Here is a 21,109-nt window from a genome sequence, read left to right on the forward strand (position 1 = left end):
ATGGCATCTGTCTGTTTCGCAGAGGCCTTCCGGTCGCTAGCCGGGCCAGTCCGGCCTCCTCGCCAGGCCGAGAAGTGGAACGACGAGCGAGGGAGTTGGGAACTAGTGGCGGACGATCTATCAGATCTCGCCGAGGTGTGGAACAACGCGATCACCCAGATTGATGATCCATCGGTTCGACCGCACCAGCGCGCATGGCTCAGCCTGACCCGCCCGATCGGATTGCTTCACGACACTGCGCTGCTTGCCGCTCCCAATCCTTACGCCAAGGACTACCTCGAGAACAATCTCCGGCCCCTCATCACCGCTGCACTGACCGAGGCTCTGGGCCGCGACATCAACGTCGCGGTGACCGTTCAACCGATGGAGCCCGAACTCGACCGCTCATCCGGTGCCGATGAGAACGCGGTTCGCGGTGATCGTCCTGACGGCCTCGGCCTACCCGCGAGCCCGACGTCACCCCCGTACGGCGGGACCAACGGCGGGACGGATGGCAACGGCAACGGCATCCGAAGCGGCCTGATCAACGGCTTGTCGAGCACCTTCGACAACGTGACCGATGGTGACGATTTCGAGATCGACGCCTACGACCGGTTCGCCCCCGACTACACCGAAGAGGCGCCGGCGGCCTACTCCCTCTTCGGCAATGGCAGCCCACCGGGATCGCCGGCGAGCATGCACATCGATCACGAAGCCAGGCTGAACCCGAAGTACACCTTCGAAACCTTCGTCCCCGGATCGTCCAATCGGTTCGCACATGCCGCTGCCGTCGCGGTGGCCGAAGCACCGGCGAAGGCCTACAACCCGCTTTTCATCTACGGCGACTCCGGTCTCGGTAAAACGCACCTGCTCCATGCGATCGGCACCTACGGTCGGCGACTAGAGCCGACGATGCGGGTTCGGTACGTGTCGAGTGAGGAGTTCACCAATGACTTCATCAACTCGGTCCGCATCAACGACGTGCAGTCTTTCCAGAGGCGTTACCGCGACGTCGATCTGCTGCTGATCGACGACATCCAATTCCTCGAGCGCGCCGAACAGACGCAGGAGGCCTTCTTCCACACGTTCAACACGCTCCAGTTGGCGAACAAGCAGATCGTGATTTCGTGCGACCGCAAGCCTGAACAGCTCTCGGGTCTGCAGAACCGCCTCGTCACCCGGTTCAAGTCGGGCTTGATCACCGATGTGCAGGCACCAGACCTCGAGCTCCGCATCGCCATCCTGCGCAAGAAGGCCGCCAAGGACGGCATGACGCTGCAGCCCGGGGTCATGGAGTTCATCGCGTCGAAGATCCAAAGCAATATCCGCGAGCTCGAGGGCGCACTGATCCGCGTCGTCGCGTTCGCTTCACTCAACAAACAGGAGATCGACCTCAAGCTCGCCGAGATCGTCCTCAAGGACCTGATCTCCGAATCGGACCGCCCCGAAATCACCGCCTCGATCATCATGGCCGTGACGGCGGAGTACTTCGGTGTGTCGATAGACGACCTCACTGGATCCTCTCGTACCCGCGTGCTGGTCACCGCGCGTCAGATCGCGATGTACCTGTGCCGCGAGCTGACCGAACTCTCGCTGCCGAAGATCGGCCAGACCTTCGGTGGACGAGACCACACGACGGTGATGCATGCCGAGCGCAAGATCCGGTCGTTGATGACCGAGCGACGCAACGTCTACAACCAGATCACCGAACTCACCAGCAGAATCCGAACCCGTGCCCGCTCCTGAAGCTGGTCATTCGGATGTCCCCACATTGTGGGCAGGCGTGTGGACAAGTACCGCTGTCGATGTGGACGACGCTTTCTTGTCATCTACTGTCCACCGGCCGGTTCCGGCCGCCCACCGGTCATCAACGTTTTACCCACAACGCGAGGGCCCGAATCCGCTGGGGTACATGGGGTTACCCACAGCTTCCACAGGCCTTATGACGACGATGACAGTTAGTTATTGATGAATTCCAACTACTCGAACTATGTGGCTGGGGATTGTGGACAGGCGACCCGGATGTGACCCTTGTCAGCCGCTTGCAGCAAGATGTTGCTTCACCCCCGAACAACGACCGCCGTGACGGCAGCTCCAAGAAGCACCGAGTTCAGCACGCTTAACAGCGGCTTATCAGGAGGATTGATGAAGTTCCGGATCGAGCGCGACGCCCTCGCCGATGCAGTGGCCTGGTCAGCCCGCAGCTTGCCAGCCCGCCCGGCCGCTCCTGTCCTCGCTGGCCTGCTGCTCGATGTGGTCGACGATCAGTTGTCAATCTCAGGCTTCGACTACGAGGTCTCGACTCATGCGAGCCTCGAGGTCACCGCAGGCTCGAGTGGGCGAGCGCTCGTCTCCGGCCGTTTGCTGGCCGACATTTCGAAGGCACTGCCCGCGCACCCGGTCGAATTCAGTGCGGATGGCTCGCGGGTGAGCATCACCTGCGGTAGTGCAAAATTCACGCTGCCGACCATGCCGGACGAGGACTACCCCCGGCTTCCCGACATGCCGACCACCGCGGGCACGGTGTCGAGCTCGGTCTTCGCACGAGCCGTAGCCCAGGTCGCGGTGGCAGCCGGCAAGGACGACACCTTGCCGATGTTGACAGGTGTCCGGATGGAGATCGACGGAGACCGGGTGACCTTGGCCGCGACCGATCGGTATCGGCTGGCGGTCCGTGAACTGAACTGGACACCGGCGAACTCGGCATCGGCTGATGCTCAGGTGCTCGTCCCTGCGCGCACCCTTTCGGACGCAGCAAGGAGCCTGACCGGTGAGGCGGAGCTGACGATCGCCCTGTCGGCCTCCGGGGCCGGCGAAGGCATCATCGGTTTCGCGGGCACCGGTCGGCGTACGACTACGCGACTGCTCGACGCGCAATTCCCGCCGTATCGGACCTTGCTGCCGGCTGAGTTCTCGGTCACGGCCGAGGTTTCTGTCGCTACCTTGACCGAAGCCGTCAAGCGCGTCGCCCTGGTGGCTGACCGAGGCAATCCGGTTCGTCTGGACTTCGCCGATGGCGGTCTCACGCTCTCTGCCGGTGGCGACGATGAAGGTAAAGCCGAGGAGAACCTCGAGGTCGACTACGAGGGCGAGGCGATCACGACCGCGTTCAACCCGGCTTTCCTGCTCGAGGGCCTGGGTGCGATCGAACAGCCCATTGCACGCTTGATGTTCACGACGCCGACCAAACCTGCGGTAATCAGGCCGGCCGGTGTACCCGAGGGTGAAGGCTCCAATTACACGTACCTGATCATGCCGGTGCGGTTGCCCGGTTGATCCGACTCAAGCGTGCTGAGACTGCACCTATGTTTGGCGCGATGTATGAGGCCACAGCTGGCGAGCGCACGTGTCGCCTGAATGCGCCGTAGGGTCAGAGCGGTGTACGTCCAACACCTGAGTGTTGCCGACTTTCGCAGCTGGCAGCGAGCTGATGTCGCCTTCGAACCAGGGACGAGCATCTTGGTCGGCTCCAACGGTCAGGGCAAGACGAACTTGCTCGAGGCGATCGGGTATCTGGCGACCTTGAGCAGCCATCGCGTCGCCTCGGATGCTCCACTGATTCGTGCCGGCGCGGAGCAGGCCGTGGTCCAGGCGGCAGTGATCGAGAGCGGTCGGCAACTCGTTCTCGAGATAGCGATTACTGCGGGAAAAGCCAATAAAGCAAAGCTGAATCGGTCACCGGTGCCGCGAGCGCGCGATATTCTCGGCGGCCTGCGAACCGTGCTTTTCGCTCCAGAGGATCTCGCGATCGTTCGGGGTGATCCGTCCGAGCGCCGGCGGTTTCTCGATGACGTCCTCGTGCAACGGACTCCCCGGCTGGCCGCCGTGCGTGCCGACTACGAGCGGGTGCTCAAACAGCGTGCGGCTCTGCTCAAGACCGCCGGGGCGGCAAGACGCGCGGGTGCCAGCGGCGATCTTCGAACTCTGGATGTCTGGGACGGGCATTTGGCAGACCATGGTGCTCAACTTCTCGCCGCCAGGATGGAACTGGTCGACGCGTTACGCCCGTACGCCGAGGAGGCCTACGGGCGGATCGCTCCGTCGATGGGTCGCGAAGCGGGCGCTGTCGGCGAATCAGGCTCGCCGCTGGGATTGCGTTATGTCAGTTCGGTCGACACCGCCCTGCCCCGAGATGAGGGCAGTATCCCCGAGGTTTCGGTCCTCAGCGCGGCGTTGCTGGCCGAACTTGCGAGGATGCGTCCGTCCGAAGTCGAGCGGGGGGTCAATCTTGTCGGACCCCACCGCGATGATCTGGATCTGACGTTGAACGGATTGCCGCTGCGCGGGTACGCCAGTCATGGAGAGAGCTGGTCGGCTGCCCTCTCTTTACGACTCGCATGCTTCGACCTTCTGAGTTCCGACGGGGCTGAGCCCGTGCTGATTCTCGATGATGTGTTTGCCGAGCTCGATGCCGCCCGGCGCGAGCAACTCGCTGTGATTGCGGAGAAGGCCGAGCAGGTCTTGATCTCTTCGGCGGTAGTCGATGACGTCCCGGAACGACTCACGGGAGGGTCCGGAGCAATGTATGACGTCGCTGATGGCGAGGTTCGCCGTGTCCGGTGACTTCCACCCTGCTAAATCCGAACATTCGGATGATTCGGACGCGTCATCCCCAGGAGAAGGCGAGTTATCCACAGGAATCTGTGGACGGCGTAGTGACGCACCAGACATCTCTGCGAAATATTCCGGTCGCAATCCGGGTTTTAGTAATGAGATTTCTGATGCTGAACCTGACAACGATGGCCCTGACGGGCCAGCGCCTAGCGGCTCGGATATGGCGGCCGGGGCGCTTGAGTCCGCCCGAGCGATCTCGTCCGGTATTGGCGGTCCGAATGACACGAGCCGGGCCGGTCGAATGGCCCGCCGCCGTCGGCTGCTGCGACAACGGCGCAATGTCGACGGGCCAAGCTACAGCGGGGCGCGTCCAGACGAGCGGGATCCGAGTCCGATCGGGGCGATAGTCGGCAAGGCGATGCCGGAACTCGGCTGGGTCGGCCCCCTGGCAGAAGCTCGGCTCATGGGTCAGTGGGCATCGGTAGTGGGACCAGAGATCGCCGCTCGCTGCCATCCGGTGAGTCTGGTTGACGGGCAGCTCAAGGTATCGGCTGAATCCACCGCCTGGGCTACTCAACTGCGTCTGATGGCCCCGCAGATCTTGGCCAAGATCACCGCCGACCTGCCCCGCGGGCTGGTGAAGCGGATCGTCATCAGCGGCCCGTCGGGGCCAAGTTGGAAGCACGGTCCGTGGTCCTCGCGAGGTAGAGGCCCACGCGATACCTACGGCTGATCAAGATGCGCTCGCCAATGGGGGATCGAGGGGTTCTCAAAATGATCGCGCCGACGGCCTGAGTAGTCCCAAACGTCTTTCGTCAAGCCCCCTCTCGTATCCGGAGACAACCGATCCCGGAAAATCGCTCTGTGAGCCGTTCAGCCGCGTTGCAGGCGGTTTTTGTGGCATAGGCCTAGTAGACTGAAGACGTTCACTCGCGGGAAAGGCCGCTGAGTGCCACGCTGAGGGCTTTTCCACCCCGGTTGGCACCGGTATGCGAGTGCAGAGCATGCATCATCGAACGAAGGAGTACCGAGTGGCGGCCAAGGCTGCATCAACGTACGGAGCAGATTCGATCCAGGTCCTCGAGGGCCTCGAAGCTGTGCGCAAGCGTCCTGGTATGTACATCGGTTCAACCAGCGAGCGAGGCCTGCACCATCTGGTGTGGGAGGTCGTGGACAACTCCGTTGACGAAGCCCTCGCTGGTTTTTGTGACCGCATCGAGGTGACCCTGCTTCCGGACGGTGCCGTGCGGGTGGCGGACAACGGCCGCGGGATGCCCGTCGGTATGAACACCCAGCAGAAGAAGCCTGCGGTCGAGGTCATCCTCACCGTGTTGCACGCCGGCGGAAAGTTCGACAGCGACTCGTACGCGGTTTCAGGTGGTTTGCACGGTGTCGGTATCTCGGTGGTCAACGCCCTGTCCACCCGGCTAGAGGTCGACATCAAGCGCGACGGCTACCGCTGGACTCAGCCCTACGTCGACCAGCGGCCTGCCGAGCCCCTGACCAAACGTGAGAAGACCGACGAGACCGGGACGACCGTCACCTTCTGGGCTGATGGTTCGATCTTCGAAACGCTTACGTACTCGTACGAAACGATCAGCCGTCGCTTGCAAGAAATGGCCTTCCTGAACAAGGGCCTGACGATTGTGCTGCGCGATGAGCGCCCGGGCGTGGTCATCGAGACCGATGACCGGGCCGAAGCGATCGGCGTTTCCGAGACCCCGCCGAAGGTAAAGGAAGTCGTCTACCACTACGCGGACGGCATCGCCGACTTCGTCAAGCACCTCAACGCCACCAAGTCGCCGATCCACAAGTCGGTGATCTACTTCGATCCCGAAGACAAAGAGCTGCGGATGTCGCTCGAAGTGGCGATGCAGTGGAACGAGTCGTACTCCGAATCGGTCTATACCTTCGCGAACACCATCAACACTCACGAGGGCGGTACGCACGAAGAGGGTTTTCGGGCCGCGCTGACCACCGTGGTGAACAAATTCGCGCTGGCTCAGAAGATCCTCAAGGAAAAGGACGACAAGCTCACCGGCGATGATATCCGCGAGGGGCTGGCGGCGATCATCTCCATCAAACTTGCCGAGCCACAGTTCGAGGGCCAGACCAAGACCAAGCTCGGCAACTCAGAGGCCAAGTCGTACGTGCAGAAGATGTGCAACGAGTGGTTGACCGATTGGTTCGATCGCAACCCGGCCGAGGGCCGCCTGGTGGTCAACAAGGCAACCTCTGCTGCGCGCGCTCGCAAAGCCGCACAGCAAGCTCGCAAGCTGGCGCGCAAGAGCGCGCTCGACACGATGGGCTTGCCGGGCAAGTTGGCGGACTGTCGCTCGACGGACCCAGAGAAGAGCGAGCTGTACATCGTGGAGGGCAACTCCGCGGGTGGTTCGGCCAAGTCCGGTCGCGATTCGCTGTATCAGGCAATCCTGCCGTTGCGCGGCAAGATCATCAACGTCGAAAAGGCCCGTATCGATCGCGTGCTGAAGAACACCGAGGTCCAATCGCTGATTACCGCGTTGGGCACTGGTATTCACGATGACTTCGACGTCACGAAGCTGCGGTATCACAAGATCATCCTGATGGCCGACGCCGACGTGGACGGCCAGCACATCACAACCTTGTTGCTGACCTTGCTGTTCCGATTCATGCGGCCTTTGATCGAACACGGCCATGTCTTCTTGTCACAGCCCCCGCTGTACAAGGTCAAATGGTCGAAGGGCGATCCCGACTTCGTGTTCTCCGACCGAGAGCGGGATGCGTTCATCGAGGCCGGTCAGGCTGCCGGTCGTCGACTCTCAGCCGGCGACGCGATCCAGCGGTACAAGGGTCTCGGCGAGATGAATGCCAAGGAACTGTGGGAAACCACGATGGATCCGTCCACTCGTGTGTTGCTGCGGGTCACCCTGGACGACGCTGCCACCGCAGACGAACTCTTCAGCGTGCTGATGGGCGAGGACGTAGAGGCACGCCGATCTTTCATAGTCCGTAACGCCAAAGACGTTCGCTTCCTAGACATCTGAGTAGATCGGTATACCGCTGCGTCGCTGTGACGGCTCAGGGGTATACCGACCTGCCGAAGATCATCACACACACTGAAAGGCCGCTATGACCGAGACTCCGCCGCCACCCCAGCATGACCGGATCGAACCGGTAGACATCCAGCTGGAGATGCAGCGCAGCTTCCTCGACTATTCGATGAGCGTCATCGTGTCGCGGGCTCTGCCCGACGTTCGCGATGGCCTCAAGCCGGTTCATCGCCGGGTGCTTTATGCAATGTACGACGGGGGATACCGCCCCGACCGCGGCTACGTGAAGTGCTCGCGCGTTGTGGGTGACGTGATGGGTAACTACCACCCGCACGGTGACACCGCTATCTACGACACCCTCGTTCGACTTGCTCAGCCGTGGTCGATGCGTGCACCGCTGATCGATGGCCAGGGCAACTTCGGTTCGCCGGGTAACGACATGGCTGCCGCCATGCGCTACACCGAGGCGCGGCTGTCTCCACTGGCCATGGAGATGTTGCGCGACATCGAAGAAGAGACCGTCGATTTCAAGGCAAACTACGACGGTCGCTCGCAGGAGCCGACCGTCCTGCCGTCCCGGATTCCGAACCTGCTCGTCAATGGCGGCGGCGGAATCGCCGTCGGCATGGCCACCAACCTGCCTCCGCACAACCTCCGCGAGGTTGCCGCCGGTGTGACCTGGGCGCTCGATCACCCGGACGCCACCAACGAAGAACTGCTGGCTGAGCTGATGGCCCGGATTCCCGGACCCGACTTTCCGACCAAGGGTTTGATCGTTGGCCGGCAGGGTATTGAGGACGCCCAACGAACCGGTCGCGGTTCCGTCCGCATGCGCGCTGTGGTGACCGTCGAAGAGGACGCCAGAGGGCGGACGATCCTCGTTGTCACCGAGCTGCCTTACCAGGTCAACCCGGACAACCTGATCGAGAACATCGCCAACCTGGCTCGCGACCAGAAGGTCGCGGGTATCGCCGCCATCAACGATGAGTCCTCGGACCGTATCGGCATGCGCATCGTGGTCACCCTCAAGCGTGACGCCGTGGCCAAGGTCGTGCTGAACAACCTCTACAAGCACACCCAGTTGCAGACGACGTTCGGCGTGACGATGCTGGCCATCGTCGACGGGGTACCACGCACGTTGCGGCTCGACCAGGTTGTCAGCTACTACATCACCCACCAGGTCGACGTCATTGTCCGGCGTACCCAGTACCGGCTGCGCAAGGCTGAGGAACGTGCGCATATCTTGCGGGCACTGCTCAAGGCGATCGATCAGCTCGACGCCGTGATCCAGCTGATCCGCAACTCGGCTTCGGCCGACGCGGCACGCACGGGCCTGATGGAACTGCTGGAGATCGATGACATCCAGGCCGTCGCCATCCTTGACCTGCAATTGCGTCGCCTCGCCGCGCTGGAACGCCAGCGTCTGCAGGACGAGTACGCCGAGCTCGAGGCCAAGATCGCCGATTTCAACGACATTCTGGCCAAGCCGGGACGCCAACGCGAAATCATCCGCGACGAGTTGAACGAGATCGTCGCGAAATACGGCGACGAGCGTCGTACCAAGATCATCCCGTTCGACGGCGACATGTCGATGGAGGATCTGATCGCGGCCGAGGACGTCGTGGTCACGATCACCCGGACTGGGTACGCCAAGCGGACCAAGACCGACCTCTACCGGGCGCAGAAGCGCGGCGGCAAGGGCGTGCAGGGCGCTGGTCTGAAGACCGATGACATCGTCGCGCACTTCTTCGTCGCGTCCACCCATGACTGGATCTTGTTCTTCACCAACAAGGGCCGGGTATATCGGACGAAAACCTACGACTTGCCCGAGGCGAACCGCAACGCTCGTGGCCAGCACGTAGCCAACCTGCTCGCGTTCCAACCCGACGAACAGATCGCCGAAGTTCTCACCATCAAGAACTATGAGGTCGCGCCGTATCTGGTGCTCGCCACCAAGTCCGGTCTGGTCAAGAAGACCAAGCTCACTGACTTCGATTCCAACCGTTCGGGCGGCATCGTTGCGATCAACCTCCGTCCCGACGACGAGCTGATCGACGCGGCTCTTGTTTCTGACTCGGACGATCTGCTGCTGGTCAGCAAGCGGGCGCAGTCGATCCGGTTCAAGGCCGATGATGAGACGTTGCGCCCGATGGGTCGGGCAACTTCCGGTGTGATCGGTATGAGGTTCTCTGGAATTGACGAGCTATTGGCTATGGAAGTCGTCCAGGACGACATGGAGATTCTGATAGCCACCGACGGTGGATTCGCGAAGCGAACGAAGGTCGAGGAGTACCCGGTTCAAGGTCGAGGCGGGAAGGGCGTGCTCACGGCGCGTATTGTTTCCACCCGAGGTGGGTTGGTCGGCGCCATGACGGTCCGGCCAGAGGATGAGATCTACGCGATCACATCCGATGGCGTGGTCATCAGAACTTCGGTGGCCGAGGTCCGGCGCGCACAGCGTCAGACCATGGGCGTGCGCCTGATGAATCTGCCCGAGGGCGTGTCTTTGATCTCCATCGCCCGTAACGCCGATGAGCCCGACGCAACCGACGATCAGGAGTAGCAGCCGATGACGGATAGTTATCCGCCGAGCCGGAACGCTGTGGGCAGTGTCCACCCTGACATGGACACGACGGCCCTGCCGCGCATACCGGAGGATCAGCCGTCCTGGGCGCCACCGCCCGCATCGAATGGCCAGCAGCGAAGCGAGAACGGTTTCGAGGCGCCACCCTCCAGTACTGGGCCCATGAGTTTCGGTTCCAAACTGACAGCGGCCGGTGCCAGTGCTGTCGCCGCTGCGACCAGTGCGGCGGCCTCTGCCAAAGAGGCGGTCCGCGGGGGCAGTTCAGCGCCCGCTTCCGGTGCCGCGGTCGGCGCTGCGGCAGCAGGCACAGCGAACGGGGCCGCTGCGAAGAAGGCGACGACCGGTCGGAGCGGACGTTCGACCCGGGTACCACGCTCCACCAGCAGGCAGCCGCGTAAGGCTCGGTTGACGCTTAGCCACGTCAACGTCTACTCGATCTTCAAGTTCTCGTGCGTGCTATCCATCGCGCTGTTCTTCACCTGGTTGATCATGATCGGGGTGTTGTACGGAATCCTCGACGTCGCCGGCGTGCTCAAGCAGGTGAATGACGCGGTCAACCGGATCTCGGGTACCGACAATCCCAAGGATGTGGTGACAGGGTCGATTGTGTTTGGCGGAGCGATCATCATCGGCGCCGTCTACATCGTGCTCTTCATCGCCATGTCCACGATCGGTTCGATGATCTACAACCTCTGCGCTGACTTGGTCGGTGGCGTCGAGGTCACCCTCAGCGAACGCGAGTAACGCCAGCCCTTCGGCCTTCGGCCAACCCCTCCCTTCCGACCAACCCGTCCCTTCCGAATCGTGTAACGCTCGGCACCCGATGGATGCCGAGCGTTACACGATTCGGGGTTTTTGGGGTTCGTGGGCTTCAGACGGTCAGAGTCGGGGGAAGAGCCGGTCTGGCTGCTCGCCCCGCTCGAAGATGTTGGCTGCCGCACCGACGATCAACGGATCCGGCACGCCGATCTGGGCGACGTCCTTGCCGTCGTAGTCCAGGGTGGTCAGCACGTGCTTGAGCGCTGCCACCCGGGCACGTTTCTTGTCGTTGCTCTTCAGCACGGTCCAGGGTGCATCCGCGGTATCGGTGTAGAAGAACATCGCCTCTTTTGCCTCGGTGTAGGCGTCCCACTTGTCCAGAGAGGCCAGGTCCATCGGTGAAAGCTTCCACTGCCGCACCGGATCGATCTGGCGGATCATGAACCGGGTGCGCTGTTCGGCTTGAGATACCGAGAACCAGAACTTGATCAGATGGACGCCGCTACGCACCAGCATCCGCTCGAATTCCGGAGCCTGGCGCATGAACTCCATGTATTCGGCGGGGGTGCAGAACCCCATCACCCGTTCGACCCCGGCCCGGTTGTACCAAGACCGGTCGAAGAGGACTATCTCCCCGCCGGCAGGCAGATGGCCGACGTAACGTTGGAAGTACCACTGAGACTCTTCGCGATCGGTCGGCTTCTCGAGCGCCACCACGCGCGCGCCGCGAGGGTTGAGGTGCTCGGTAAAACGCTTGATCGTGCCGCCCTTGCCCGCCGCATCCCGTCCTTCGAAGATCAGGACGACCTTCTGGCCGGTGTTCTTGACCCAGCTCTGTAGTTTGAGCAGCTCGATCTGCAGGGTGCGCTTGCTTGCCTCGTATTCCTTGCGGGACATCCGCTCGGCGTACGGGAATCCTTCGCGCCACGTCTCGACCGGGACGCCGTCGGCGTCGAGCAGCGTGGGGTCGTCGTAATCGTCGGTGAAGTCGAGCCGGTCCGCTTCGGTCAACTCCGCGAGCTTGCTCGAAAGGGGGCGTCGGTCGGGGGCGTGGGCCCTCCCGGCATGGGCGTCCTTCGTGACCTGGTCAGTCAGCGGCGCGGGTGAATCCTCGGGATGAGCTGCCATAGTTACATCTAAGCGCTGGACGAAGCGCAGGTTGCCAAAATGAGCCGTTTTTGACGCGGTCTTCATCTGCTCGACGCCGGCGCTTCACCGGGTTTGTGATTGCGCGCAGTCGACGGTAAACCTGGCGCGGAGCTGGGGCCAGTTTGGGGGCGGGCGTGGATTGCCGGTAAGCTCACTCCTCGCGTGTCCGGCGTGTTTCTGGGTGTGCAAACGGGCCTATAGCTCAGATGGTTAGAGCGCATCCCTGATAAGGATGAGGCCGGAGGTTCAAGTCCTCCTAGGCCCACAGTTCGTCACGTTCAGCAGTTCCGAACCATCGGAACTGGCACCGGTCCGAACAGGGAGTCGCCATGAAGAAGCTACTCGCACTTGCTGCTGCAGTCGGTGCAGTCGTCGTGGTGAAGCGCAAGAAAGACCGGCAAAGCTCGGACGTGTGGCACAACGCCACCCGCCCGTCCTGAGCGGTAGTTTTGTCCTGAAGCCCGATCCTGCGATCGGGCCGACGGGGACGTAGCTCAATTGGCAGAGCACTGCCTTTGCAAGGCAGGGGTTGAGAGTTCGATTCTCTTCGTCTCCACGCATTCGGAGGTCCCATAATCTGGGGCCTCCGTTGTTTTGAGAGGCCTATCGACTTTCTTCCTCGGTATCCGGGGAACCCGCGGCTTGTGGATTAGTTGTGGAGGACGGCCGCGCCACCGAACCGGCCATGCGACAAGTCGGACAGCGCTCGAGGGGCATCCGCCATGTCATACGGCACGGTCGTCGCGCGGATGTTGAATCGTTCCGCGAGGCGCAGGAACTCTTCGCCGTCATGGCGCGTGTTGGCGGTGACCGAGCGCAGCCGCCGTTCGCGAAAGAGCTCCGCGTCGTAGTTCAGGGCGGGAATGTCGGACAGCCAGATGCCGGCGACGGCGAGTGTCGCCCCGGAGTCCAGCGCGCGCAACGCGACGGGGACGAGCTCGCCCGCCGGGGCGAAGAGAATGGCGCCGTCGAGTGGTTCGGGAGGCGCATCGGCCGCCTCACCGACAGAGTCGACGCCGAGTTCGCGGGCCAGCTGCTGGTTGTGTTCACCGCGAGTCAGGACATGGACGCGCATGCCCAGATGAAGCGCTATTTGTGCAGTCAGATGTGCGCTGCCGCCGAAACCGTAGATGCCCAGGCGACCGCCGGTTGGCATGTTGGCCGATAGCAGCGCGCGATAGCCGATGATGCCGGCACAAAGTAACGGGGCGGCGTGCTCATCGGTGATATTGCTTGGCAACGCATAGACGAAACGCTCGTCGGCGACGCACGCATCGGCGTAGCCGCCCTCATAGTCCCAGCCGGTGAACTTGGAACCTTGGCACAGGTTCTCGTCACCGCGCCGGCAAAACCGGCACGTACCGTCGGTGCTGCCGAGCCAGGCCACGCCGACCCTGTCTCCGACGGCAAAGCGGCTGGCGCCAGGGCCGAGGGCATCAACCTGCCCGACGACCTCGTGGCCCGGTGTCACTGCCGGACGTTTCGGCGCGAGGTCTCCTTCAGCTAGGTGCAGATCTGTGCGGCAGACCCCGCAGCAGCTGATCCGAACACGGAGCTGGCCTGGGCCGGGCGCCGGCATCTCCCGCTCGACGCGACGCAGCGGCTCATCGTCGATCGGTGCGCAGTGGTCTACCACCCAGGCCCGCATAAGCTCCATCATCCATCGCCGGGCCGCCTGCGTGCGATCGGCGCTTGATCTATTCCGACTCGCCAACCGGTAGGCCGTTGGCCGCGATGATCTTGGCGTACAACTTGCCAGAACTCTTCACCCGCCGCGTTTGCGTTGCGAAGTCGACGTAGACGATCCCGAAACGTTGCGAATATCCCCAAGCCCATTCGAAGTTGTCGAGCAAGGACCAGGCCAGGTAGCCACGCACGTCCGCACCGGCGGCGATTGCCTCGGCGACGGCACCCACGTGTGCGCTCAGGTAGCTCGCCCGGTCGGTGTCGACAACCTCGCCGTTTGCATCGACGACGTCGGGGTAGGCCGAGCCGTTCTCGGTGATCATCAAGGGCAGGTCAGGGCACTCACGCGACAGCCCCAACAGCAGGTCGGTAAGGCCTTCTGGCTCGACCAGCCAGCCCATCGCAGTCTGGGGCCCGTCGTTGGGATGTACGTAGACCCCCGGTGCAGCCGGGAACGGGCTTCCACCCGGTATCGGTGTCCCGCCGACGACCGCCGGCGTGTAGTAGTTCACGCCCAGGAAGTCGATGGGGTTGCTGATCAGCTCTAGGTCCCCGTCGCGGACGAATCCCCAATCCGTGGTTGCTGCTGTCGCCGCGATCAAGTCCGTCGACATCTCTCCGTTGAACAGTGGATCGAAGAAGACCCGGTTCGCGACCAGGTCCGCCAAGGTCGCTGCGGCGCGGTCCCCATCAGCCTCCGAGTTCGGCCGCACCACCGAAGGATTGAGCGTTATCGACAGTTCCTGGTCATCGCGCAGGATGCTGCGCAACGCCTGCACACCCAAGCCGTGGGCCAGCAGGAGGTGATGAGCCGCGGTGAAGGCGGCCGCATCATTCCTGATCCCGGGCGCGTGCTCACCGCTGGCATGACCGAGATACGCCGAGCAATACGGCTCGTTGAGAGTGGTGAACGACGGGACCCGATCGCCCAGGCGTTCAGCAACTATCGACGCGTATTCGGCAAACCGAGCGGCGGTATCGCGATTGGTCCAGCCGCCGCGGTCCTGCAGATATTGCGGAAGGTCCCAGTGATAGAGCGTTACCAAGGGACGAATGTCGTGGTCCAGCAGCTCGTCGACCAAGCGGGAGTAGAAGTCCAACCCAGCCTGGTTGACCTGACTGGTGTCAGTCGGCAACACCCGCGTCCACGAGACCGAGAAACGATAATCGGCCAGCCCGAGCTCGCCCATCACCGCCACGTCATCGCGGTACCGGTTGTAGTGGTCACACGCGATGTCGCCCGTGTCCCCACCAAGCACTGCACCCGGAGTATGGCTGAACGTATCCCAGATCGACGGTGTGCGTCCGTCGACGTCGACCGCACCCTCGATCTGATACGCCGCGGTTGCCGCACCCCACCTGAACCCGTCCGGAAACTTGTGTGTCACCCCTTCACGCTGCCAGCGAGGAGACCGCGGACGAAGTAACGCTGCAAGCTCAGGAACACGATCAACGGAATGACGATCGAGATGAAACCGCCCGGAGCCAGCAGCTCCTGGTGGGCGCCGAAGTTACCCACGAGATTCTGCAGCCTGGCCGTGATCGGTTGCCCGGCTGGGTCCGTGCCACCGAAGGTCTTAGCCACCAGAAGGTCGTTCCACACCCAGAGGAATTGGAAGATCGCGAACGAGGCGATTGCCGGCATCGAAAGCGGAAGCACGATCGACCGGAAGATGCGCAGGTGGCTCGCGCCATCAACGCGCGCGGCCTCGATGAGTGACTCGGGCAGCTGAGCGATGAAGTTGTGCAAGAGGAAGATCGCCAACGGCAACGAAAACATCGTGTGCGTAATCCAGATCTCAGCCAGGGTCCCGTTCAGCCCGAGCGCTGGGACGATGGTGATTGTGCCTATATGTGCACCAGAAACGAAGAACCGCTGCAGCGGGACCAGCGCCATTTGTAGCGGAACGACCTGCAGGGCAAAGATGGTGAAGAAGATCAGGTCACTGCCTTTGAAGCGAACCCATGCGAGCACGTAGGCAGCCATCGACGCGATAAAGATCGGGATGATCGTCGCCGGGATCGTGATTGCCAGCGAATTCACCAACGGCAGTATTGTGCCGCCGTTGTTGAACAAGACGTCGTGATACCCGCTGAGTCCGAAACTGGGATGAGCGAAGAACTCCCACCAGCCGGTAGTCGCTGCATCATCCTTCGACCGGAACGAGTTGATCAAAAGGCCGAGCGTCGGGATCGTCCACAGCAACGAGATGGCGATGACGACGACCGTCGCGATCGGGCTGGTGAATGCTTTGCGGACAGCCTTCACCGACTCTTCGCCTGACATCGGCGCCGGTGCGATCGGCTCAGGTGGGGGCGCCGTAACGACCGGCGGCGTGGAACTTGTCATCGCGTCGAACGCTCCTTACGCAGTTGCGTGACGTTGTAAACAACCAACGGAAGGACGAAGAGGAAGAGCAACACGGCCAACGAGCTGCCTCGGCTCACCTGGCTGGTAACGAACAGATCGCCGTACATCTGTCGCGCGAGCACGTCGGTGTTGAACGCGCCGTTGTTGAGAGTGGCGACGATGTCGAACACCTTCAGGGTCGTGATCATCACGGTGGTGATCACCACGACGAGGGTGTTGCGAATCATCGGAATCTGGATCGTCCGGAACAACTTCACCCCGGAAGCGCCGTCCATGCGCGCGGCCTCGAGAATCTCATCGGGGATGGCCCGCAGGGCGGCGCCGAGTACGACCATTGCGAAGCCGGCCTGGATCCAGACCATGATGACCATTTCCAGGTAGACGTTCAGCGGGCTGGAGATCAGCCAGTTCGGTGGGTTGTGCCAGCCGAGTTTCATCACCACCTGACTCAGCAAACCGGTCTGCGGCTGCGACGGGTCGTTGTAGTTGTAGACGTAGGACCAGATAACTGCCGCACCGACAAAGGAGATCGCCGTCGGCAGGAAGATCAACGTCTTGGCGACCGCGGAGAACTTCATGCGATCGACGAGCAGGGCGACCAGCAGGCCGACGAAGACGGCTGCGGCGGGCACGATGATCAACCACAACAGCGTCCGGAAGAGCGTTGCGATTGTCGCGTGATCGGTGAAATCGAACCGGTAGTTGCGAAGGCCGACATACTTCGTCTTCTTCTGCCCGAGGAACTGTTGATTCCTCAGGCTGGTGTTGAACGTGGTTATGGCCGGTATGACAAGGCCAATCAGCACCAACACCAAAGCTGGCCCGAGGCAGATCACAATCGCGAGCGGCCGCTCGAAACGGCCGGTAACGCGCCCGGCCACAAAGAAGATGATCAACAAAATGGCCAGAAAGCCGCCTACCGCCTCGATGACGCTGAACAGCCTCGATGCCGAATCCGACAACGTACTCGCGAGAATCAGATGTGAGTCAGTCGCCATGTCCCCATCTCCTGACGTAATGAATGGCCGGTATCACGTATGGTGCACTGCTGTGGATTTCGCCGGTACTTGAGTCGTATCAGCAGAGTCGGGGTTCGCGAACGTGCCGCGAACCCCGACCCATCGAGCTGGTGATTCAACTCGGATTAGTGCGGCCAGGCCGCGTCAATCTCCTTGGTCACGTCAGCGATTGACTTGCCGCTGCCGAACCAGTCGACCATCGCCTTCCATTCGGCACCCGAACCAACGGCTGCGGGCATGGCGTCCGAAGCGTCGAAGCGGAATGTTGCCTTCGGGTCGGCCAAGTACTGCGCCGAGAGCTTGTCGACCGAGTCGGTGTACAACGCTTGGTTGACCTTCTCGTTCGCCGAAACCCAGCCTGGTGCTACCGCGATGCGGCTGTTGGCCCACTCCGGGCTCGAGACGTACGTCTGTACGGCCTGCGTCGCCGGGTCATCGGAGAATGCGGTCACGAACTCGCCGCCACCTTCGACCGGAGTCGCGATCGATGGGTCGACCGGTGGCAGGTAGAACGCGAAGGCGTCACCGGTTGGACCGACCGCAGTGCCCTTGGGCCACTGCGCCTCGTAGAACGAAGCCTGCTGCAGCAAGGCGCACTGGTTCTTCAGGATCGGCAGACCAGCGTTTTGGAAGGTAGTCGTCGCGATGGTCTTGACGTCTCCGTGACCACCGTTGGACCAGGCCGGGTTCTGCAGGTAGTCAGCGACGGTCTTCATCGCTGCCTGAATCTGCGGCGAGCTGAAGGTCACCTTGTGCGAGATCCAGTCGTCGTAGACCTGGCCACCGTAGGTGCCCAGGACGGCCTCTTCCAGCCAGTCCGTTGCGGGCCAACCGCTTGCCGTTCCCGAGCTGATGCCACCGCACCAAGGCTTGGCTGAGCCGGTCATCTTGCCCGCGATCTTCGCCGACAACGTCATCAGATCGGCCCACGTCTTCGGAACCGTATAGCCATTCGCAGCGAAGTACTTGGGGGAGTACCACACCAAGGACTTCATGTTGGCGCTCATCGGAGCGGCGTAGAAGGTGCCGTCGACCGTGCCGTAGGACTTCCAGGCGTCGTTCCAGTTGTCCTCGTTCGTGACTGTTCCGGCCGGTGGCTTCTTTACCGCGCCGGTCTGCACCATCTGTGCGAGCAAGCCGGGCTGCGGGATGATCGCGAGGTTCGGTGCGTTGCCGCCATTGACCTTTACGGGCAGGTCAGATTCGAAAGTGTTGGACCCGGTGTACTGGATCTTGATGCCGGTGCAGCCTTCGAATTCCGCCCACGACTTGTTCAGGGAGTCGGACTCCGGACTCAAGATCGACCCGAACATGGTGACGGTCTTGCCGCTGTGGCCGGCGTACTGCTGATACTTCGCGCAGTTACCGGTAAGCCCCGGCGCCGCCGAGGACTGCTTTGAACTGCTGTTGCTTCCGCCGCTGGAGCACCCGACGACGGCCACCACCGCAACGGCCGTCCCGATGACTACTGCTACGCCTGTTCGTTTCATCGACTTCCTTCCAATCCTCATCCCAACCGGACAATGCAAGCGGTTGCATGGAGTGTGACAGAGGTCATCGAATTTGTGGTCGCTATGAACAAACCGTTACGGGTCCGTTACTGGCGGACGCCGCAGCGCGGCGCCTTCACATCACCGAGCGGTCGTCGAACGCGCGTACAACGTGGTGGGGATGACCCGTACTTCGGGCTCCGCCTCAGCAGTTGCGGTGACGTAGCGCATCAGCAGATCAGCTGCCGAGCGGCCGATTTCTCGCACTGGCTGCCCCACAGTGGACAGCCCGAAGAGGTCTGACAGGTCGTGATTGTCGAAGCCGATCACGGCGATTTCGCCGGCATCGACATCGCCGCCCGCTTGGAGGCCCGCGCGGGTGATCGCGCGAAGCGCTCCGAAAGCCATCTCGTCCGACATGCAGAAGACGGCGGTCGGTGGTCGGCGCCCCTTCAGCAGACGCTCCATCGCGTGCTCGCCGCCAGGGGTCGTGAACAGACCGATCTCACGTAACGAATGAGCCGTCGAAAGGTCCTTGGCGGTGAGCACGTCGAGGTAGCCGGCGAGCCGGTAGTTCTCCGGCAGGATCTGGGTCGGCAGCTCGCGCCCACTGATCAAGCCGATGCGTTCGTGCCCGAGGTCGACAAGATGATTGACGGCCATTCGGGCTCCGTCGCGATCATCGATGGACACGCTCGATTGATCTGCCCCGCTGGTCCCGAGCAGCACGAGAGGGAGGTCCAACGTCGACAGAGCCTGCACCTCCGCACTGTCGGCGGCCAGTCCGATGACCAGCGCGCCGTCAATACGTCGCCGCATGCGCGTCTGCGTGGCCGACCCACTCGAGGGATCGGTGGGATCGGTGGTGTGCAGCAAGAGATCGACGTCATGCGGCTTCAGCGCTTCCTCGATGCCGGCGAATACCTCGCTGAAATACCAGCTGCCGACAAACTGAGTGACGATGCCGATCGTCCCCGTCCGCCCGGTGGCCAACCGCGATGCCGCCGGGGAGACGGAGAAGTTCATCTCACGAGCAATGGCGACGATTCGGTCCCGGGTTCCGGCGTCGACGTTCGACAGGCCCCGAAGCGCACGCGAAACCGTGGCGGTAGAAACCCCCGCAGCCAGCGCGACATCCCGAATCGTCAGCGCCACCGTGGCTCGCTTTCATTAGGCCCGACGGCGTTCGACCGCCCGGCGGACGCCTTACACGCGCCCGGCACGGACGGAACGAACGCTAAGCGTCGAGCTGGCCTACATCTTCACACAAGGCGATCACCGGTCACAGGATTGAAAACGTGATTTTGCCCAGGCTTAATCGTCAGGTCGATCATCTCCCCGATCCGCGGTGCAACCCGCCCCAGCGGGCGGGCCACCATGCGGTTCGTTGATTCGTCGCCGGCGATCGAGCCATACACGAACGCATCGGCACCCAACTCTTCAACCAGCTCGACCACCATCGTCAGACCCGTCGGCTCGGTGGCGATGTCGACCGCTTCTGGTCGGATGCCAAGTACCACGCTGGAAAGCCCGGCGGCCTGAGCCGCAGCCAGCTTGGACCGCTCGAGTGGGATCAGCAGGTTTCCGAGCTGGGCGCCGCCTTCCACGAGATCGACGGGCCGCAGGTTCATCGCCGGCGAACCGATGAAGCCGGCAACGAAGAGATTTTGGGGCGCATCGTAGAGATTGCGGGGAGTGTCGACCTGTTGCAATAGGCCGTCCTTGAGGACAGCGACTCGGTGCCCCATCGTCATCGCTTCGACTTGGTCGTGCGTCACGTACAGCGTTGTCGTTTTGAGGCGGGCTTGCAACGCCGCAATGTTGGCCCGGGTTTCGACCCGTAGCTTGGCGTCGAGGTTTGACAACGGCTCGTCCATCAGGAAGACGCTTGGTTGCCGCACGATCGCTCGACCCATCGCAACCCGTTGCCGTTGACCGCCCGAGAGGGCCTTGGGTTTGCGGTCGAGAAAACCTTCCAGATCAAGCAGTTTCGCTGCCTCGCCCACCTTCGCGCGGCGCTCCTCCTTCGATACGCCGGCCAATTTGAGCGCGAAGCCCATGTTCTCGGCCACGCTCATGTGCGGGTACAGCGCATAGTTCTGAAAGACCATCGCAATGTCGCGGTCTTTCGGAGGCCGGCGCGAAACGTCGTCTCCGTTGATCCTGATCTCGCCGGAGGTAATGTCTTCCAGCCCGGCGAGCATTCGCAGCGCCGTGGATTTTCCGGAGCCGGATGGTCCGACCAGGACCATGAATTCGCCGTCTTCGACGCTCAACTCGAGGTCGTTCACCGCAGGTATCGGGTTGCCTGGATAAATGCGGGTGGCATGGACATACTCAACTGCAGCCATGGGAATCTCCCTTCCGGTGTCATTGGGCCGCTCCGGGTACGGGTAACCGGACGACGCTGGCTGTGCGTCGACGATCACCTCACGGAATTCCGATCGACCGCTGTGGTTCTGTCCCACCGGGTTTCAAGACAGCAG

The 21,109-nt window shown here is 62.3% G+C and carries 16 protein-coding genes and 2 tRNA genes; 10 read left to right on the forward strand and 8 right to left on the reverse strand.

What is annotated here, in order from left to right:
* The 7 genes from dnaA (at nt 1) to ACSMXN_RS00035 (ending at nt 10,893) form a co-directional block, all read left to right on the forward strand.
* Complete coding sequence (gene dnaA, locus ACSMXN_RS00005) at nt 1-1,725, forward strand: chromosomal replication initiator protein DnaA (protein ID WP_155958526.1); 1,725 nt, start codon at nt 1-3, stop codon at nt 1,723-1,725.
* A gap of 399 nt (nt 1,726-2,124) precedes the next feature.
* Nucleotides 2,125-3,255: a DNA polymerase III subunit beta gene (gene dnaN / locus ACSMXN_RS00010; protein ID WP_022915138.1), complete on the forward strand. Its 1,131-nt coding sequence runs from the start codon at nt 2,125-2,127 to the stop codon at nt 3,253-3,255.
* A 102-nt stretch (nt 3,256-3,357) separates the two neighbouring features.
* Complete coding sequence (recF, locus tag ACSMXN_RS00015) at nt 3,358-4,542, forward strand: DNA replication/repair protein RecF (protein WP_022915139.1); 1,185 nt, start codon at nt 3,358-3,360, stop codon at nt 4,540-4,542.
* Between the two features lie 211 nt (nt 4,543-4,753).
* Nucleotides 4,754-5,266 carry a DciA family protein gene (locus ACSMXN_RS00020; protein WP_051149034.1) on the forward strand — a complete coding sequence of 171 codons (513 nt, stop codon included), beginning with the start codon at nt 4,754-4,756 and terminating at the stop codon, nt 5,264-5,266.
* 298 nt (nt 5,267-5,564) lie between these two features.
* Nucleotides 5,565-7,559, forward strand: a complete 1,995-nt coding sequence (gene gyrB, locus ACSMXN_RS00025) for a DNA topoisomerase (ATP-hydrolyzing) subunit B (protein WP_022915141.1) — start codon at nt 5,565-5,567, stop codon at nt 7,557-7,559.
* A gap of 85 nt (nt 7,560-7,644) precedes the next feature.
* Nucleotides 7,645-10,128, forward strand: a complete 2,484-nt coding sequence (gene gyrA, locus ACSMXN_RS00030; protein WP_022915142.1) for a DNA gyrase subunit A — start codon at nt 7,645-7,647, stop codon at nt 10,126-10,128.
* Nucleotides 10,129-10,134: 6 nt separating this feature from the next.
* Complete coding sequence (locus tag ACSMXN_RS00035) at nt 10,135-10,893, forward strand: DUF3566 domain-containing protein (protein WP_081649319.1); 759 nt, start codon at nt 10,135-10,137, stop codon at nt 10,891-10,893.
* Between the two features lie 135 nt (nt 10,894-11,028).
* Here the strand turns inward: ACSMXN_RS00035 and ppk2 are convergent, their stop codons facing one another.
* Nucleotides 11,029-12,036: a polyphosphate kinase 2 gene (gene ppk2, locus ACSMXN_RS00040; protein ID WP_022915144.1), complete on the reverse strand. Its 1,008-nt coding sequence runs from the start codon at nt 12,034-12,036 to the stop codon at nt 11,029-11,031.
* 212 nt (nt 12,037-12,248) lie between these two features.
* Here ppk2 and ACSMXN_RS00045 point away from each other — a divergent pair.
* From ACSMXN_RS00045 to ACSMXN_RS00055, 3 genes are all read left to right on the forward strand, one after another.
* Nucleotides 12,249-12,322 (forward strand) — tRNA-Ile (locus ACSMXN_RS00045).
* A gap of 64 nt (nt 12,323-12,386) precedes the next feature.
* Nucleotides 12,387-12,497, forward strand: a complete 111-nt coding sequence (locus tag ACSMXN_RS00050; RefSeq protein ID WP_022915145.1) for a DLW-39 family protein — start codon at nt 12,387-12,389, stop codon at nt 12,495-12,497.
* A gap of 43 nt (nt 12,498-12,540) precedes the next feature.
* Nucleotides 12,541-12,613 (forward strand) — tRNA-Ala (locus ACSMXN_RS00055).
* A 93-nt stretch (nt 12,614-12,706) separates the two neighbouring features.
* Here ACSMXN_RS00055 and ACSMXN_RS00060 read toward each other — a convergent pair.
* The 7 genes from ACSMXN_RS00060 to ACSMXN_RS00090 all read right to left on the reverse strand — a co-directional run bounded on the left by ACSMXN_RS00060 (nt 12,707) and on the right by ACSMXN_RS00090 (nt 20,974).
* On the reverse strand, nt 12,707-13,717 hold the full coding sequence (locus ACSMXN_RS00060; protein WP_027139894.1) for a zinc-dependent alcohol dehydrogenase family protein: 1,011 nt from the start codon (nt 13,715-13,717) through the stop codon (nt 12,707-12,709).
* 37 nt (nt 13,718-13,754) lie between these two features.
* Nucleotides 13,755-15,131, reverse strand: a complete 1,377-nt coding sequence (locus ACSMXN_RS00065; protein ID WP_022915147.1) for a GH1 family beta-glucosidase — start codon at nt 15,129-15,131, stop codon at nt 13,755-13,757.
* Nucleotides 15,128-16,093 carry a carbohydrate ABC transporter permease gene (locus ACSMXN_RS00070; protein ID WP_022915148.1) on the reverse strand — a complete coding sequence of 322 codons (966 nt, stop codon included), beginning with the start codon at nt 16,091-16,093 and terminating at the stop codon, nt 15,128-15,130. The genes ACSMXN_RS00065 and ACSMXN_RS00070 overlap by 4 nt, the downstream gene beginning before the upstream one ends.
* Complete coding sequence (locus tag ACSMXN_RS00075) at nt 16,090-17,112, reverse strand: carbohydrate ABC transporter permease (RefSeq protein ID WP_022915149.1); 1,023 nt, start codon at nt 17,110-17,112, stop codon at nt 16,090-16,092. Before ACSMXN_RS00075 ends, ACSMXN_RS00070 begins: the two co-directional genes overlap by 4 nt.
* Before the next feature lie 146 nt (nt 17,113-17,258).
* Nucleotides 17,259-18,623, reverse strand: a complete 1,365-nt coding sequence (locus tag ACSMXN_RS00080) for an ABC transporter substrate-binding protein (RefSeq protein ID WP_022915150.1) — start codon at nt 18,621-18,623, stop codon at nt 17,259-17,261.
* Between the two features lie 141 nt (nt 18,624-18,764).
* Nucleotides 18,765-19,778 carry a LacI family DNA-binding transcriptional regulator gene (locus ACSMXN_RS00085; RefSeq protein ID WP_022915151.1) on the reverse strand — a complete coding sequence of 338 codons (1,014 nt, stop codon included), beginning with the start codon at nt 19,776-19,778 and terminating at the stop codon, nt 18,765-18,767.
* Nucleotides 19,779-19,885: 107 nt separating this feature from the next.
* Nucleotides 19,886-20,974: a sn-glycerol-3-phosphate ABC transporter ATP-binding protein UgpC gene (locus tag ACSMXN_RS00090; protein ID WP_027139897.1), complete on the reverse strand. Its 1,089-nt coding sequence runs from the start codon at nt 20,972-20,974 to the stop codon at nt 19,886-19,888.
* Nucleotides 20,975-21,109 lie beyond the last annotated feature (135 nt).

The sequence above is a fragment of the Parajatrophihabitans canadensis genome, from assembly GCF_053764775.1.